The following is a 13,279-nucleotide window of genomic DNA, read 5'->3' as shown; positions in this document are numbered from 1 at the left end:
CCGTATCGCTATGCGGATGCTGAGAGGCTGTTGGCTTGCAGCATGCCGGCGATCTCGGCTGCCGGTAGCGGCTTGGCGAAAAGATAGCCCTGGAACATCTCGCATCCCGTCTCCGCCAGGAAGCGCGCCTGCTCTTCGGTCTCGACGCCCTCGGCAATCACTTCCAGATCGAGCGTCTGCCCGAGCGCGACGATCGCCGCGGTGATCGCCATGTCGCCCGACTGGCCGGGAATATCGGCGATGAAAGACCGGTCGATCTTCAGCCGGGATAACGGGAATAGCTTCAGCGTGCTGAGGCTGGAATAGCCGGTGCCGAAATCGTCGATGGAAAGACTGACGCCGAGTGCCTTCAGCTCCAGCATGCGCGATATCGCACCTTCGACATCCTCCATGATCAGGCTCTCGGTGACCTCAAGTTCGAGCAGCGCGGGGTCGAGCCCCGCAGCCGAGAGGGCGGCCGAAACCTTGTCACAGAGCGACGGCTCGCGGAACTGCCGCGCCGAGACATTCACCGCAACACGAATGGCCGGAATGCCCTGGTCGAGCCAGGCGCGCATCTGCCTGCAGGCTTTGCCGAGCACCACTTCGCCGAGTTCGACGATGAGCCCGGTTTCTTCAGCAAGCGGGATGAACTCCGCCGGCGCAAGCAGGCCCGCCTGTGGATGCTGCCATCGGACCAAAGCCTCGACGCCGGAAATTCTTCCGGTCGCGATGTCCTTCTGCGGCTGGAAATGCAGCACGAATTCGTCCTGTGCCAGCGCCCGGCGAAGCTCCTCGATCCGCAGCAGCTTGTGGCGGGCTTCCTCGGCCATCGACGGGGTAAACATCTGTATGCCGTTGCGGCCGGCTGCCTTGACGCGATAGAGCGCCATGTCGGCATTGGCGATCAGTTCTCCGGCGATCGAACCATGGGCCTGCGAGGAGGCGACGCCGACGCTGCAGGTCACCTGCATATCGACGCCGTCGATACTGCAGGGGCGGGCGATATGCGCCGAGATTGCCTGCAGACGGTTCAGCGCGTCGTCGATCCCGGCCTCAAGCACGATGATGAACTCATCGCCGCCGATCCGCGAGACGATGCCGCTTTCGCCGATTTCACTGAGGATGCGCGAAGCCACGACCTTGAGAAGCTCGTCGCCGGCGGCATGGCCGAGGCTGTCATTGACGAGCTTGAAATGATCGAGGTCGAGAAAGGCAACCGCCACCGCGCGGGTCCTGCCAGCCAATAGCGTGCCGAGTTTGCGGTCGAGCAGCGTCCGGTTCGGAAGGCCGGTCAGCGCGTCGTGTTCGGCCAGATAGGCGATCCGGGCGATGTCGCGGTTCCGGTCGATCGCGATGCCGATGGTCTGCGCCACGCCTGTCAGGAATTCGGCAAGCCCGGCATCGATCTCGCCCGGCTGCAGCGACACGGCAAGCGCGCCCTGCCGGCTGCCGTCGCGGCAGTTGATCGAAAAGTCCTTCCGCGGCGCTTCGATGTGGCTTCGCGCCGGGCCGTCCAGGTCGAAGCCGGCGGCGCGGCCGGGCAGAAGCCGTTCGAGGATTTGCCCGGCATCCTTCAGAAGCGAATTGAGTTCAACGCCGCGGGCGACATCGTGGAGCAGCTTCGTCTGCGCTGCCATCAGCTCTTCTGCGCGCTTGCGCGCGGTGATGTCGCGTGAGGCGCCGACGACGCCGATCACCGCGCCGGTCCGGTCGCGCAACGCGACGCGTGACATCATCAGCCAGCCTTCGCCCTTCAAGCGAGGCTCCTCGACTCCGAGATCGGGCCGGCCGGTTTCCATGACCCGCTGTTCCGTTTCGTCGATGCCATGCGCATCAGCTTCGAGATGGATCTCGCCATCCGTCAGGCCGATGAGGTCGTCGACCTTGGCGAAGCCGTTGTTGGCGACTACCGCCCGGTTGGCGAACAGAAAGCGGCCCTGCAGATCCTTCGCGTAGATGAAATCGGGCACATGATTGATCATCGCCTCCAGCCACTCGTAGCGTTCGGCGAGATTGGCGTGCTGGACGCGCAGGAGATCGATCATTTTTTGAAGGTCGCGCGCGTCATCAGAGGGGATGACGATCTCTGCCGGAGAGGGTGCCGCTTGCTCTGTCATTGCCGTGTTCTCGCTCATTTTGCGGGAACAATATCCGCAACCTCTTATGCAACCATGAAGGAAAAACGGGCTTTTTCGCGCGCATGAACGCGCCGCGTGCAAAGCCTGCTTGCGATTGCCGCCGGTGGTCGAGACGTCAGGTCAATATGGGGATAAGCGGCGTCTAAAGCCTGTCCTATTCCGCCGCCCTTTGCTTTTCCGCGTCCATGGCGATGCGTTTCGGGGCAAGCGCCCGGGTGGAGAAGAGAGCCGCAAGGATGATCGGCAGGCAGACGAGATAGGACATGCGGATACCGGCATGCTCAGCCACGAAACCAAGCAGTGGCGGTGCCAGGAAGAAGACGACGAAAGACATCTGGGCGAGGGCGGCCACGTTGACATGCGCACCGCGGTCATCACGCTGCGCGGCGGCGGAAACCGCCAGCGGATAGACTGCGCTGCATCCTGCGCCCATCATGGCAAAACCGGCAAGCGCGATCTCCGGGACCGGCGCCAGCCAGACGCAGGCGATGCCGATCGCCGCAAGAGCAAGCGAGACCAGCGCCACGATCCGCGAGCCATAGCGGTCGACGAAGCGGTCGGCGAAAAGCCGGACCAGCGCCATGAAGAATGCAAAGAGCGTGAGACCCATTCCGCCGACGAAAGGCTCGACCGCAAAGACGTCGCGCATATAGATCGCCGACCAGTCGATCCCGGCACCTTCGACGAGGAAGGCGCCGACGCCGATGACACAAAGCGGCAGCATCCCCAATGTCGGCAACGCCATATGGGCGCCTTCCGTCTGAGAAGGCGCGGGGGCGGAGGCATTCTGCATTCCCCTGATGGCGATCGTTCCGGCCACCACGACGATGGCGAAGGTTACGGCCAGATGCAGTTGGATTGAGATGCCCGCCTGCCGGATGAATGACGATGCCAGCGCCGTGACGAAAAAGCCGAGGCTCCAGAAGCCATGAGCGCGATTCATCACGCCGCGGCCGAGCTGCGCCTCGATACGGTCGATCTCGACGTTCAGGTTGATTTCAAGCGCACCGGCGAGCAGTCCCTCGCAAAACAGCACACAGAACACCAGTGGCGCATAGCCGAGCCAGGGAACGAGCGCGATCATCAGAGAGGTTCCGAGAACGGTGGCGAAGGCGGTATTCCGGGCGCCGAGCTTCATGATCAGCGGCGACGAGAAGGTCAGCGAGATCAGCGCGCCGACGGCTGCGCCGATCAGTGTCAGCCCAAGCTCGGATTTGTTGATCCCGAGCGACACCTGGAGATCGGGAAGCCGCGACAGTAGCGCGCCCATCGATACCGCAAATAGAAAGAAGCATATGTAAATGCGCTGTTGCGGCTCTATGCGCATCTCTGATCCCCCAACCTTATGCTGCTTGTCTCATGCGTTCGGCTGGGTTGGTTGCACGACCCGGCGGGGGATAGCAAGGAACCGTTGTACCCGGATGGCCCTGGCGCCGCTTCAATCCCATCCGGTGTCTCTAATCAGCCACGGCGGCCCGCTATCCTGACGATAGCAGGTTGTTGAAATAGATCGACAAAAGCTGCGTCTGCGAGGAGATGCCGAGCTTGCGGTAGACGTTGCGGCGGTGGACCTTCACGGTGCCGGTCGAAATGTTGAGCTTCAGCCCGATCGACTCGGACGAATGGCCCTGCAGCACCAAATCGACGATCGCGGTTTCGCGACCCGTCAGGTTGAGGTCCCGCCAGACAGTGTCGGCGGCGGGAAGATTGCCGCTCTGGCCCTGCTTCCGGCGGCTTTTGCTGCCGGCGGTCAATTGCGCGTCGAAACGCGGCGCCAGCCCGGCCCAATAGTGGCGGACCATGCTGGCCACCAGCGGCTCGACCTTCTTCAGCGTGGCGAATTCGGCCGCCGGAAACGGTCCGGTCTTTTCCCTCCGCATCAGCGAAAGAACGACGGTGATCTCTTCATCGGTGTTGATGAAAAAGCCCACCTCTTCCGCAAGCCCGGTCTGAACGTAGTAGGTGCGGTAATATTCGCTGGAGAAGAACCGGTCGGGCGCCAGTTCCCGCATTCGGAGCACGCCTTCGCGGCGCTCGCGGGCGGTATGATAGAACGGGTCGAGCAGGTATGGTCCCGCCTGGTAGAGAGTGACGAAGACGACGTTCTCTTCCGGGTCGAAGGTGCTGTAGAGGTCGATCGGCCGTTCCTTGCCGCGATAGGCGAAAACGACCACGTAGTCGAAGCGCACCAGCGCCGCCATCATCTGACGGAAGGTCTCGCCGAATTCGGCATCAGTCATCTTCGGACAGCCGATCGTGGCGTTGAATGCACCAAACAGCGCTTCCAGGTCGGTGCTCATCTGACGGGCTCCCTCTTCCGCCCCACGCCATTCCGCGTGGCCCTATATACACCTTCCACGAAGCATCGTGCGCTAAAATACCTCTCTCGGGGTATATACCGTGCGGGAAGCTCAGGCTTACTCTTTCCTTAACGACGGTGGCAATAAGGCGGCGATAGACTGCCAATTCCAAACCAACCGCAGGGAACAGACGTGGCATCCGCTTCGACGAACGATATCGAATTCCGTTCGGTCACCAAGAATTATGGCGCGGTGACCGCCGTGACGGACATCAATCTCAATGTGCCCAAGGGCGCGTTTCTGGCGCTGCTCGGCCCTTCGGGCTGTGGCAAGACCACATGCCTGCGCATGATCGGCGGCTTCGAGCAGCCGAGCGAGGGCACGGTGCTGATCGACGGGTGCGAGATGAACGGCGTTCCCGCCTATCGCCGCCCCGTCAACATGGTGTTCCAGCACTACGCGCTGTTTCCGCATTTCAACGTCGAGCAGAATGTCGCCTACGGCCTGCGGCAGATGCGCCCGAAAATCGGCGCTGCAGAAATCAACCGGCGAGCCGCCGAGGCGCTGGAAATGGTTCGTCTGGACGGTTTCGCCAAACGGCGGATCCATGAAATGTCGGGCGGCCAGCAGCAGCGCGTGGCGCTGGCGCGCGCCATCGTCAATCGACCATCCGTCCTGCTGCTGGATGAGCCGCTGGCGGCGCTCGACAAGAAACTGCGCTCGGCTATGCAGATCGAGCTGCAAACGCTGCAGCGCGAACTCGGCATCACCTTCGTGCTCGTCACCCATGACCAGGAAGAGGCGCTGTCGATGGCCGATGCCGTCTGCGTCATGAGTGCCGGGCGTATCCGCCAGCTCGGAACGCCGCAGGAGGTCTATGACCGCCCGGCCGATCTCTTCGTCGCCGATTTCGTCGGCAAGACGAACCGGATTGCTGCGACCATGGAAGCCGACGGGGTGACGCTTCGCCTGGCAGATGGTTCCGCCGTTTCGTCGAGCAAGCGGCTGTCGCCGGGAGAGGTGATTGCCGCCCTGCGCCCGGAAGCGATCCGCATGACACGCAGCCAGCCGGCTTCGGGTTCATCGTTCAAGGGCACGGTCACGCATCGCATCTTCCTGGGCTCGTCGGCGGAATATGCGGTGAACGTGCCGGGCCTCGGCGATTTCCTGATCACCGCCGACCGCCGCAGCATGAGCGAGAGTGATCTGGTCGAGCCTGGCGAAGCGGTTTTCCTCTGCTTCGACCCGTCAGCAATACATGTCTTTCCAGCATCGAATGCATAAACCAAAACAAGGGAACAGCATCATGAGCAAGGATTACAAGGACAATCTCCCCATCTCCGCCGAAGGCTTCATGGACGAATTCATGCGCCTGAAGCGCGGCTCCGTCAGCCGCCGCCATTTCCTCGGCATCACCGGCCTCGGTCTGGCAACGGCGGTGATGTCGCGCTTCCCGGGCGCGCTGTCGACGCCCGCCTATGCCGCCGAGGATCTGGGCACGCAGATGTCGATCGCCACTTGGCCGAACTACCATGATCCTGCGACCTTCGAAAACTTCAAGGCCGCGACCGGCGTCGCCGTCGAAGTCAACGTCTTCGGCTCGAACGAAGAGATGCTCGCCAAGCTGCAGGCCGGCGCTTCCGGCTGGTCGCTGTTCGTGCCGACCAATTATACGATCTCGACCCATCACAAGCTCGGCCTGATCGACGAGCTGGATCTCTCGAAGATCCCGAATTTCAGCCAGGCGACTGAAAGCCCGCGCTTCACCAAGGAAGGCCAGATCGACGGCAAGACATATGCTGTGCCGAAGAACTGGGGCACGACCGGCTTCTCGGTCAACACCTCGAAGATCAAGACGAAGCTCTCGAGCTGGAAGGATTTCTTCGAGATCGCCCAGACCGAAGGCGACGGCCGCACCATGGTGCACGACTACCAGCTGACGACGATCGGCAGCGCGCTCGTCTCGCTCGGCTACGGCTTCAATTCGATCAAGCCCGATGAACTTGCCAAGGCCGAGGAACTGCTGATCAAGGTCAAGCCGCATCTCTTCGCCATCAATTCCGACTACCAGCCGTCGATGCGCTCCACCGATGCGTGGCTGACGATGTGCTGGACGAATGACGGCGCGCAGCTGAACCGCGATATGCCGGAGCTTGCCTATGTGCTCGGCACCGATGGCGGCGAGATCTGGACCGACTATTACGCGATCCCGAAGGATGCGCCGAACAAGGCTGCCGGCTACGCGCTGCTCAACTACCTGATGGATCCGCAGAATGCGGTGAAGGAGCATATCGCCAACGGCGCGCCGACCACCGACAGCCGCGTTATCGCGCTGCTGCCGAAGGAAGTCACCTCGAACAAGATCGTCTATCCGGATGAAGCCGCACTGACACCGCTCGAATTCGGCGCCGCCGTGACGCTGACCGATCCGGGCCGTGCCGAGCTGATGGCACGCTTCAAGTCTGCCTAACCTGCCGTCATGCAATTCCGGTCCCGGCTGCCTCGGCAGTCAGGGACCGGTCTAGTGCTCAGAACCGCCGGATAAAGAACGTTTCGATGCCCCTGACCCTTGCCACAAAACGGCGCCTTGTCACTGCCGCCCTTGTCGGGCCGGCCAGCATCTGGCTGTTCGTGTTTCTGGTGCTGCCCTTCATCGCCATCATCGTCTTCGCCTTCGGCGAGCGGGCACCCGAAGGCGGCTATCAGGCGGCGTTCACCTTCGCGCAGTTCGCCAATTTGGGCTCGCGATCGGCGGCCTTCGTCAACACGCTGATCCTGGCGCCGATTGGTGCGGCGGCCTGCCTGCTGGTTGCCTATCCGGTCGCCTATTATCTCGCCGTGAAGGCCAGCCCGAAACGCCGGCTGCTGCTGGTTTCGCTCGTCGTCGTTCCCTTCTGGACGAGCCTGCTGGTGCGCACCTATGCTTGGATGTATCTGCTGGGTGCCCGCGGTATTCCGCATTTGCTCGAAATCTTCGGCATCGAGAATGTCAGGCTGATCAACACCCCCGGCGCTGTGCTGCTCGGTATCGTCTATGGCTATCTGCCGCTGATGATCATGCCGATCTATGTCAGCCTCGAAAAGCTCGACCGGCGGCTTCTCGAAGCCTCCGCCGATCTGGGCGCCAAGCCGGTCTCGACCTTCTTCGGCATTACCCTGCCGCTGTCTCTTCCGGGTGTGATGACCGGTGTCGCGCTGGTAACGATCCTGCTGCTTGGCGAATACCTGATCCCCCAGCTTCTCGGCGGCGGCAAGGTGTTCTTCATCGGCAATGCGCTTGTCGATCTCTTCCTGCAATCGCGCAACTGGCCGTTCGGCTCGGCGATCGCCGTGACGCTGGTCGCCGTCGTCGTCGTCATTCTGCTGGTCGCCATGCGCATCGCCTGGCGTGTCGCCGGCACCCGTCAGGTGGATCTCGTCTGATGCGCGCGCTCGTCACTTTCGTTTACCTGTTTCTCTACACGCCGATCGCGCTGGTCGTGCTGTTCTCCTTCAACTCCGGCCGCAATGCCAGCGAGTTCGTCGGCTTCTCGACCGAGTGGTATGGCCGGGCGCTCTCCAACACCTTCCTGATGGAAGCGTTGCAAAACAGCCTGATCATCGCCTTCACCAGCGCTGCGCTGGCGGCGATTTTCGGGACGATGGCGGCAATGGGCATGGAGCGGCTCGGGCCGCGGGCGCGCGCTGTCTTCGACGGCCTGTTCGCCGCGGCGATCGTCGTTCCCGGCGTCGTCATCGGCATTGCCACGCTGGTCGCACTGGTCGAGGTCTTCGGCTTCATCAATCCGGTGATCGCGGCAATCTGGCCGGGCGCTCAGCCGCCGAAGCTGGCACTCGGCTACGGCTCGATCATCGCCGCACATGGGCTTTTCACCATGGCGCTGGTGACGATGATCGTGAAGGCGCGCATCGCCAGCCTTGGCCGCGACATTGTCGAGGCATCGAGCGATCTCTACGCAACGCCGCTGACGACCTTCCGGCAGATCGTGCTGCCACAGATCATGCCGTCGGTGCTGGCAGGTTTCCTGCTCGCCTTCACCTTCTCCTTCGACGATTTCATCATCGCCTTCTTCGTCGCCGGCTCGAACACGACGCTGCCGATCTATGTCTTCGCCTCGATCCGCCGTGGCGTGACGCCTGAAATCAATGCGATCGCGACGATTGTATTGATCGCCTCGCTCATTCTCATCCTGATCGCGCGCTTCCTGATGCGCGAAAAGGCAACAACAAACTGACCGGGGAAATGTCATGATACTCAAGGATCGCGTTGCAATCGTCACCGGCGCGGGCTCCGGCATCGGCCGAGCGGGAGCGCTGATCATGGCGCGCGAGGGCGCCCATGTCGTCGTCGCCGACATCGATTTCATCAATGCCGAAGAGACCGTCACCCAGATCGCTGACGCCGGTGGAAGCGCGGAAAGCCTGGTTGTCGACGTTACCGACGACCGGGCGCTGGAAACCGGCATCTCGGCGATCGCCGCCCGTCACGGGCGGATCGACATTCTCCACAATCATGCCGGCGCGCAGGTGGCGGGCGATCTGGAAGAGGTTGCTGTCGAGGGCTTCGACAAATCCTGGAGCCTCAATGTCCGGGCGCATTTCATGGCAGCGCGTTTTGTGATGCCCGTCATGAAACAGGCGGGTAAAGGCGTGATCCTCAACACCTCGTCCTCATCGGGCGTGCTCTACGACCGCGAAATGATCGCCTACACAACCACGAAACACGCCGTCATCGCCATGACCCGGCAGATGGCGGGCGACTACGCCAGATCGGGCGTTCGTGTCAACGCGCTCTGCCCGGGCTGGGTCGATACGCCCTTCAACGAGCCCTTCATCGCCCAGATGGGCGGCCGCGGCGCGATCGAAAGCTACATCGCCGACAAGGTGCCGCTCGGCCGCTGGGCGGATGTCTCCGAAATCGCCGAACCGATCCTCTTTCTGGTCTCCGACCGGTCATCCTACATGACCGGCCAGATCCTCGTCGTCGATGGCGGCGAGACGGTCGTCTAGAGCTACAGCGTCCAGTCGATCGTCCGTTCCTGATCGCTGTCCGGCTGAGCCGAGGCGTCGGCCAGCTGATAGGCTCTGATATAGTCGATCGACATCTGCGATCCGTTCTTGAGGCCGTCCTTGGGCGAACCGGCGGCGCCGCCGATGGCAAGATTGGTCAGCATGTACATCGGGCTGTGCATATCGGCGGGCGTTGCCTTCTGGGCAACGGCAACGTCGTCGAAATACCAGGTGATATGATCCTCGTCCCACTTCATGCCGTAGGTGTGGAAACCTTCCGTGCTGGCGACCTTCACCGGTGTCGTGTCGATCAGGTGGGAGCCGCCGTGATCGCTGTGGACGGTGACATTGACGGTGTTGGGATCCTGTCCGCGCATCTCGACGACATCGAGTTCGGGCGGCCACGAGCCGTCTTCGGGCAGAAGCCAGAATGCCGGCCACGCCCCTTGCTCCGACGGCATGTCGGCGCGGATCTCGAAGTAGCCGTAGGTCTGGGAGAAGGACGAATGCGTGTTGAGCAGGCCCGACGTATAGTCGTAACCGTCGATCTGCTGCTGAAGCGCTGCCGGGGCCGGCTTGGCCGTTATCGTCAGAACCCCATTCTTGACCGAAAACGGATTGGCTGACGCCGTCGGCCCGTAGGACGGGTTGACATACCATTGCTGCTCGCCGTTGCCGGTCAGCGGACTGCCGCGATCAGCCGCCCACCAGAATTTCGCATCCCAGGTTCCCTTATCGCCATTGCGCAGCGACAGCGTGTCGAAATTGTCCTCGAAGGTGAGGGCGAGTTGTGATCGATCGAGGGTCAGCTGGAACTGGTTCGCCTTCAGTGCCGACATCTGGGTATTGGCGAACACCAGGCTCTCACCGCCGCCGATGTCGAGCCGGACATTGCTGCCGTCCTGTGTGGCGTGCGACAGCAGCTGGGCAAACGACGAGAAACTGTCCAGGCGGACGACATCGTCGGAACCGAAGTCGGTGATCAGATCGCTGCCATTGCCGCGATCGATGACGAACGTGTCGGCGCCGCCGCCGCCGATCAGCACATCGTTGCCGGCATCCCCGTTGATCGTCTGGCTGCCGGACGCGCCTGAAATGATGTTGTCCTGATTGTTGCCGAAGGCGTAGCGGCCGTTGCCGGTGACCGTCAGGTTCTCGAAATTATCCGGCAGTGTGTAGTCCATCCAGGTGTTGATGGTGTCGGTGCCGGCATTTGCCCCCTCGGCGGCGCGATTGATGTTCGAATAGAGATAGTAGACATCGTCGCCGGTTCCGCCCTTCATCGTGACGTTGACGGCGCTGTCGCCCCACATCGAGTCGTTTCCGGCAGTCCCCGTCTGCACCGGACCGGACTTGGTGGCGGAAAACCATGCGGTGGAGGTACCACTGTAAGCAAGCGGCCTGCCGACGGCGTTGTTGATCGCGTTTATCATGTCGGTTCCCTTCGACTGGAGGAGGAATGGTTCAATCAGCGCGAGCACAATCTCGGTATCGAAGATGCGGCAATTTCGCGGATGACGCGACCGGAAGATCGCCGGGCAAGATCAGGGCCGCTTTGACTGACCAGCAAGGCGTTAAGCCGCGAGGCGCCGCATGATTGCGCCGGGAACCGACTGTAAGGATCTCAGACAGGCTATGTCTGGTTCTCAATATCGCTGCGGAAAAGGAAGTCTTGCTCTGGAACGTCTGCAGCATTCCGAGACGGGCAGCCGGGTGCAGATGAATTATTCGGTCTGAATCCGATATTATGAGTTGATGCTCAATTAGAGTAGAGTGGAAATATAGCGATATCGGCTTTGGGGAGAGTAGATGTTCAATATTGGTGAAAAGTATTCCTTCGTCCTGATCGAGGGGACGTCTGACGGGTGGGGCGAACTCAGCTTCACGGATAATGTCGTTGATATTGACGGACCGCTCCTGAAGCTTGAAAGCGGGCGGATCATCAATTCGCACTCATCGCTGTTTGTCCGTGCGGCCCCTGCCGTGATGCTGGCTTCGGCCAGCGCCCTGTCTGCTGACGAGGCTGCTGAACCGCTTATCGCATAGAGGCGGCATCGCTTGGCCCATCGGCCTCCGGCAGCGATGCGAATGCATAGGAATGTTCAGAATTCACTCGGCACCATCAGAGCCGGCACGCTAAGCTTGCGGGCCATGGCGAATCGGCGCAGCGAAACGGACAGCTGGGCCGGTCTCCTTCCGGTGTGCCGCGGAAGGCGCGCGCACTGCCTTGGAAATTGTGATTGCCAGTCCGTTCATAACGGGAGGATGACTATTGACAGAGACGATCGCCGATATTGCCGGCCAGCTTGTTGCCGAACATCGCAGCAGCACGAAGTTTCACAGGATCGACGGGATAAACGACCTCGAAGATGCCTATCGGGTGCAGGACGCCTATATCGCGGCGATCCGTGGTGGCGAAGAGACTGCGGGCTACAAGATCGGCCTGACATCGAAGCGCATGCAGGCGATGTGCGGTATCGATCAGCCGATCCAGGGCACCATCTTCTCCAGCCGCGTCAGATCGACGGGAGCGCAGCTGAAGCTTTCCGACTATCACCATCTCGGCCTTGAGTTCGAAATCTGCGTACGGCTCGGCCAGGACTTGCTGCCGGGCGCCACGCCGTTCACGCCCGAGAGCGCCGGCGCTGCTGTCGATGCGGTTGCGGCTGCGATCGAGCTGGTGGAAGACCGCCATGCCGATTATAGCGTGCTGCATTGCGGAACGCTGATCGCTGACAATTCCTGGAACGCCGGGATCGTGGTTGGTACATTCACCCCGCCGCCTGAAGGTCTCGATGGCGCAGAAGGCATCGCCTATCATAACGGCGAAGAGATTGCCCGCGGCATGGGTGCCGATGTTCTCGGACATCCCTATGTGCCCTTGGCGTGGCTCGCCAATCATCTTGCCGCCAGCGGCAGGATCTTGCGCAAGGGTGATCTGGTAATGACCGGCAGCATCGTCACGACGCGGTTCCCGTCGGGACCATTCAGCTACCGGTTCGACGTTTCCGGTATCGGTAGCGTCGAAGTCAGCGGCAGGTGACCCCCGGCAACCGTGCTTCGATTTTGAATGACGTAATAGGAAGGCTGTAAAATGGATTTTGGTTTGAGCGGCAAGTCTGCCCTCGTCATGGGCGCTTCCAAAGGGCTCGGATTTGCGATTGCCAGGGAACTCGTTGCCGAAGGTGCAAAGGTTGCCATCTGCGCCCGCGATGCAGCCCGGCTGGATGACGCAGCAGAGCGTCTCGGGGTCGTCGCCCTGCCCGCCGATCTGCGGCAGCCCGCGGCCGGACGGCAGGTGGTCGAGCAGGCTGCGGCCAAGCTCGGAAAGGTCGATATTCTCGTGGTCAATACCGGCGGTCCGCCGACCATGCCCTTCGAAAACATCGGTTCGGACGACTGGCGCAACGCCTTCGAGGGCTTGTTCGTCAGCGCAACCGACGCCATCGCTGCGGCGATGCCGGGCATGCGCGAGCGCCAATGGGGCCGCATCCTTCTGGTGACATCGATCGCCGCCAAGGAGCCGATCAACAACTTCACGATCTCGAACGCGCTGCGCGCCGGGTTGCATGGTCTGACGAAGACGCTGAGCCGTGAATTCGCCGCAAGCGGCATCACCGTCAATGCGCTGATGCCGGGTTACACGATGACGGAGCGGCTGGCCGAGGCGAAGCTCGACCTTGAAAAGGTCAGCAAGATGATCCCGATGGGCCGCATCGGCCGCCCGGAAGAATTCGCCGCCCTCGCGACCTTCCTCGCCTCCGATCGTGCAAGCTACATCACCGGCCAGGCGGTTGCCTGCGACGGTGGCGCTCTCTGGTCGATCTGAATGAAATGCAGAAGGCCGCA

The 13,279-nt window shown here is 61.8% G+C and carries 12 protein-coding genes; 8 read left to right on the top strand and 4 right to left on the bottom strand.

Translation table 11 applies throughout. The features are described from left to right. Nucleotides 1-8: 8 nt before the first annotated feature. The 3 genes from AC1DIJ_RS01415 to AC1DIJ_RS01405 form a co-directional block, all read right to left on the bottom strand. A complete protein-coding gene (locus AC1DIJ_RS01415; RefSeq protein WP_477831161.1) occupies nucleotides 9-2,099 on the bottom strand; it encodes a putative bifunctional diguanylate cyclase/phosphodiesterase in 2,091 nt (696 codons plus the stop codon). A gap of 175 nt (nucleotides 2,100-2,274) precedes the next feature. Beyond that, nucleotides 2,275-3,447, bottom strand: coding sequence for an MFS transporter (locus AC1DIJ_RS01410; RefSeq protein ID WP_477831160.1), 1,173 nt, complete (start codon nucleotides 3,445-3,447; stop codon nucleotides 2,275-2,277). 151 nt (nucleotides 3,448-3,598) lie between these two features. Then, on the bottom strand, nucleotides 3,599-4,420 hold the full coding sequence (locus tag AC1DIJ_RS01405; RefSeq protein WP_112388555.1) for a helix-turn-helix domain-containing protein: 822 nt from the start codon (nucleotides 4,418-4,420) through the stop codon (nucleotides 3,599-3,601). 192 nt (nucleotides 4,421-4,612) lie between these two features. Here AC1DIJ_RS01405 and AC1DIJ_RS01400 point away from each other — a divergent pair, with 192 nt between their 5' ends. The 5 genes from AC1DIJ_RS01400 to AC1DIJ_RS01380 all read left to right on the top strand — a co-directional run bounded on the left by AC1DIJ_RS01400 (nucleotide 4,613) and on the right by AC1DIJ_RS01380 (nucleotide 9,430). Further along, complete coding sequence (locus AC1DIJ_RS01400; protein WP_112388554.1) at nucleotides 4,613-5,704, top strand: ABC transporter ATP-binding protein; 1,092 nt, start codon at nucleotides 4,613-4,615, stop codon at nucleotides 5,702-5,704. Between the two features lie 22 nt (nucleotides 5,705-5,726). Beyond that, a complete protein-coding gene (locus AC1DIJ_RS01395) occupies nucleotides 5,727-6,890 on the top strand; it encodes a polyamine ABC transporter substrate-binding protein (protein ID WP_112388553.1) in 1,164 nt (387 codons plus the stop codon). Nucleotides 6,891-6,976: 86 nt separating this feature from the next. After that, entirely contained in the window at nucleotides 6,977-7,843 is an 867-nt protein-coding gene (locus AC1DIJ_RS01390; RefSeq protein WP_112388552.1) for an ABC transporter permease, read from the top strand. Further along, a complete protein-coding gene (locus AC1DIJ_RS01385) occupies nucleotides 7,843-8,655 on the top strand; it encodes an ABC transporter permease (RefSeq protein WP_112388551.1) in 813 nt (270 codons plus the stop codon). Before AC1DIJ_RS01390 ends, AC1DIJ_RS01385 begins: the two co-directional genes overlap by 1 nt. A 13-nt stretch (nucleotides 8,656-8,668) precedes the next feature. After that, a complete protein-coding gene (locus AC1DIJ_RS01380) occupies nucleotides 8,669-9,430 on the top strand; it encodes an SDR family NAD(P)-dependent oxidoreductase (protein WP_112388550.1) in 762 nt (253 codons plus the stop codon). 2 nt (nucleotides 9,431-9,432) lie between these two features. Here AC1DIJ_RS01380 and eglC read toward each other — a convergent pair whose 3' ends face one another. Then, entirely contained in the window at nucleotides 9,433-10,863 is a 1,431-nt protein-coding gene (gene eglC, locus AC1DIJ_RS01375; RefSeq protein WP_112389013.1) for an endo-1,3-1,4-beta-glycanase EglC, read from the bottom strand. Between the two features lie 376 nt (nucleotides 10,864-11,239). Here eglC and AC1DIJ_RS01370 point away from each other — a divergent pair, with 376 nt between their 5' ends. From AC1DIJ_RS01370 to AC1DIJ_RS01360, 3 genes are all read left to right on the top strand, one after another. Continuing rightward, the gene (locus tag AC1DIJ_RS01370) at nucleotides 11,240-11,476 is read left to right on the top strand and encodes a hypothetical protein (RefSeq protein WP_112388549.1); all 237 of its coding nucleotides are present in this window, start codon (nucleotides 11,240-11,242) and stop codon (nucleotides 11,474-11,476) included. 226 nt (nucleotides 11,477-11,702) lie between these two features. Further along, the gene (locus tag AC1DIJ_RS01365) at nucleotides 11,703-12,473 is read left to right on the top strand and encodes a 2-keto-4-pentenoate hydratase (RefSeq protein ID WP_112388548.1); all 771 of its coding nucleotides are present in this window, start codon (nucleotides 11,703-11,705) and stop codon (nucleotides 12,471-12,473) included. Between the two features lie 51 nt (nucleotides 12,474-12,524). Next, entirely contained in the window at nucleotides 12,525-13,259 is a 735-nt protein-coding gene (locus AC1DIJ_RS01360; RefSeq protein WP_112388547.1) for an SDR family oxidoreductase, read from the top strand. Nucleotides 13,260-13,279: the final 20 nt, after the last annotated feature.

Source organism: Rhizobium sp. 10N427 (genome assembly GCF_056394605.1).
This window is presented reverse-complemented; position numbering and strand designations above follow the sequence as displayed.

Coding starts and splice junctions, on each gene's coding strand:
- AC1DIJ_RS01415 (WP_477831161.1), bottom strand. CDS start 2,099: ATGACAGAGCAAGCGGCACCCTCTCCGGCAGAGATCGTCATCCCCTCT.
- AC1DIJ_RS01410 (WP_477831160.1), bottom strand. CDS start 3,447: ATGCGCATAGAGCCGCAACAGCGCATTTACATATGCTTCTTTCTATTT.
- AC1DIJ_RS01390 (WP_112388552.1), top strand. CDS start 6,977: ATGCCCCTGACCCTTGCCACAAAACGGCGCCTTGTCACTGCCGCCCTT.
- AC1DIJ_RS01385 (WP_112388551.1), top strand. CDS start 7,843: ATGCGCGCGCTCGTCACTTTCGTTTACCTGTTTCTCTACACGCCGATC.
- AC1DIJ_RS01380 (WP_112388550.1), top strand. CDS start 8,669: ATGATACTCAAGGATCGCGTTGCAATCGTCACCGGCGCGGGCTCCGGC.
- AC1DIJ_RS01405 (WP_112388555.1), bottom strand. CDS start 4,420: ATGAGCACCGACCTGGAAGCGCTGTTTGGTGCATTCAACGCCACGATC.
- AC1DIJ_RS01360 (WP_112388547.1), top strand. CDS start 12,525: ATGGATTTTGGTTTGAGCGGCAAGTCTGCCCTCGTCATGGGCGCTTCC.
- eglC (WP_112389013.1), bottom strand. CDS start 10,863: ATGATAAACGCGATCAACAACGCCGTCGGCAGGCCGCTTGCTTACAGT.
- AC1DIJ_RS01370 (WP_112388549.1), top strand. CDS start 11,240: ATGTTCAATATTGGTGAAAAGTATTCCTTCGTCCTGATCGAGGGGACG.
- AC1DIJ_RS01395 (WP_112388553.1), top strand. CDS start 5,727: ATGAGCAAGGATTACAAGGACAATCTCCCCATCTCCGCCGAAGGCTTC.